The organism is Xenorhabdus griffiniae, from assembly GCF_015163655.1.
GTDB classification, from domain to species: domain Bacteria; phylum Pseudomonadota; class Gammaproteobacteria; order Enterobacterales; family Enterobacteriaceae; genus Xenorhabdus; species Xenorhabdus griffiniae.
Map to the genome: position 1 here is coordinate 1 of NZ_JADEUF010000214.1, position 2,525 is coordinate 2,525.

At 37.5% G+C, this 2,525-nt stretch carries 3 protein-coding genes; 2 read left to right on the top strand and 1 reads right to left on the bottom strand.

Features of this window, described 5'->3' with window-relative positions:
* Window positions 1-127 precede the first annotated feature (127 nt).
* A complete protein-coding gene (locus IQ211_RS18845; protein ID WP_193836458.1) occupies window positions 128-1,225 on the top strand; it encodes an ISAs1 family transposase in 1,098 nt (365 codons plus the stop codon).
* Window positions 1,226-1,366: 141 nt separating this feature from the next.
* Here the strand turns inward: IQ211_RS18845 and IQ211_RS18850 are convergent, their stop codons facing one another.
* Window positions 1,367-1,726, bottom strand: coding sequence for a winged helix-turn-helix transcriptional regulator (locus IQ211_RS18850; protein ID WP_189761389.1), 360 nt, complete (start codon window positions 1,724-1,726; stop codon window positions 1,367-1,369).
* A gap of 118 nt (window positions 1,727-1,844) precedes the next feature.
* Between IQ211_RS18850 and IQ211_RS18855 the strand changes: the two genes are divergently transcribed.
* Entirely contained in the window at window positions 1,845-2,399 is a 555-nt protein-coding gene (locus tag IQ211_RS18855) for an NAD(P)H-dependent oxidoreductase (RefSeq protein ID WP_189761388.1), read from the top strand.
* The last annotated feature ends 126 nt before the right edge of the window (window positions 2,400-2,525 follow it).

Here is a 2,525-nt window from a genome sequence, read left to right on the forward strand (position 1 = left end):
CAGGGCTAGATCTCACAATTTCCATAGGGTTATTTAGATTAAATAAAAGTCAGTCCCTAATTTTTTTAGGTACTTTTCTCATTAACACGTTAAGATCTTGCCATTCTAAATAATCACGATCCCAATAATGAGTATTTTTAATTTTATCAGCAAGATAGATGACCACCGCTCTGACATTAATAAAAAACATGAACTTATCGAGGTGATTTTTTTAGCTTTTTCTGCTGTATTGTGCGGTGCGTCGGGCTGGAAAGCCATTCAGGAATTTGGTGAGTTACAAATCGAATGGCTGAGAAAATACACGCATTTTACCCATGGTATTCCTCGCCGTCATTGTATTGCGAATATTATCAAGCTGATAGATCAAGATGTGCTCGTCGAAGCCTTTTATAGCTGGATTAACCAACGCCGGGTTAATGCCGGAAAAAGTGTTATTGCCATTGATGGAAAAACGATGCGGGGAACCTGCAAAGGCACGCTGTTTGAAGCGTTACATATCGTGAGTGCGTACGATATCGAATCGGGTGTTGCGCTGTATCATCGGGCGGCGGAAAGCAAGGGAAAAGAAGGCCCTGTTGCCCGAGAACTGATTGAATTATTGGCGCTTGATGGCGCTATCATTACGATGGATGCCCTGCATTGCCAAAAAGAAACACTCGCATTAATCACCCAACGCGGCGGTGATTTTATTGTCGGTCTGAAAAGCAATCAAAAAAATCTCTATGAATTTGTTAAATCTCATTTTTCTTCAAATTACGAGAAGGATGAACTGGCTGAATTTACCGAAAAAAGTCGGGGTCATGGCCGGGAAGAACTGCGCCATGTGATGCAGCTCAGCGCGACATTACCGGAACCCCTTCAGCAACAATGGCCGTCAATAAAGAGTGTGATTGAAGTTGTGAGCGAACGAACAGTCAAAGGCAAATCTTGCCACCGCGATTCTCGCTGGTACGTGAGTTCGTTGCCACTGGATGCAGAAACTGCGGCCAGAGCCATCAGAAGACATTGGTCGGTGGAAAATGAGCTACATTGGGTTTTGGATGTCACGTTCAGGGAAGATGCTATCTCACTTAAAGATCCCGATGGTGCGGCACAGATGGCGCTTTTTAACCGAATTGCGTTAAATGTGATTAAACAAGATACCAGTATTAAGGACAGTCAAAAAGCTAAGCGCCGAATGGCAACATGGTCAGGGAAATTCCGCAGTCAGCTTATCTTTGGTTAAATTAAGAGCAAAGTGGAATCCCGCCCTGTCTGTTTACCCGATTGCCTTCTGGCCGGTACTATTGAAAACAGCTTTTGTATTGCAAAAATATCCTCAATAAAATAAATTTTGTTAAAAATGCAATGAAAATCTCAGGGTAACCTATACACCTCCAGATATTTCATGCGACCATGCCGATATAGCTTCCAAAACGGGTTTAAGTGACTCCCCAAAGTCCGTCAAAGAGTAAATAACCTTAATGGGTGGTTTATTTCCATATACTTCCCTTAAAACTAATCCATCTTTCTCTAATTTCTTGAGTTGTATGCTTAAAGTCATCTCAGTAATATGAGGGATATCCTTTTTTAACTCACTGAATCTTTTACTTTTATCTTTCAGGTAATACAAAATGACTCCTTTCCATTTACCACCAATCAAATCCATAGCCATACTGACAGGACAAGGGTAACTCTTCCCATTCAATGAAACTTGGCAGCCCCCGCCTTTCGTAACTTCAACCATAAACTCCTCCCTACTATCTAACTGGATAGTTATTGTCATAGAAAAAAATCATCATAAACTAATTATAGTAACTATCAAATTGATAGCCTTTAAAAAATATAACTTAAGGAAATTTAATATGTCTTTAATGATATTGGCCCACCCAAATTTTGAACAATCAATTGCGAACAAAACGATTGTTGAAGAATTAAAAAATAGTAGCATTGATCTTGAGATCCGTAATATTCATCAATTAAACCCAAATTACAACATTGATATTAATTCTGAACAAGAAGCATTATTAAGACATGATTTAATCATTTTACAGTATCCGATGTACTGGTTTAATATGCCCGCAATTCTTAAAGCTTGGTTTGATCAAGTTTTCACATATCAATTCGCTTATGGTTCAAAAGGGAATAAATTAAAAAACAAAAAACTCCTGCCCAGTCTTACAATAGGGCAATCAGAGAAAAACTTCAAACAAGATAACAGCCAATTTCTTATAGATAGCTTTCTTAAATCCATCAAAAAATCAGCAGAATATTCACAAATGAAATATATAGATCCAGTTATTCTTTATGATATAGCTACTGTTAACGGACATACTGAGCACGAAATAAAAGAAAAAGCTAAAGCTCATAGTGAAAAAATAAAGAGAGTAATTCAAAGAAATATTAATGCAAATTACTGAAACAATAATTTATGGTTAACATTTAAATAAATCTAAAATTATAAGAAATAGCCAAGATCATCAAAGAATAGATATCAATATTCCTTTGCTTCATGGCTATTTCATAAGCATGAACCGCAGAGGCAA

Coding starts and splice junctions, on each gene's coding strand:
- IQ211_RS18845 (WP_193836458.1), top strand. CDS start 128: ATGAGTATTTTTAATTTTATCAGCAAGATAGATGACCACCGCTCTGAC.
- IQ211_RS18850 (WP_189761389.1), bottom strand. CDS start 1,726: ATGGTTGAAGTTACGAAAGGCGGGGGCTGCCAAGTTTCATTGAATGGG.
- IQ211_RS18855 (WP_189761388.1), top strand. CDS start 1,845: ATGTCTTTAATGATATTGGCCCACCCAAATTTTGAACAATCAATTGCG.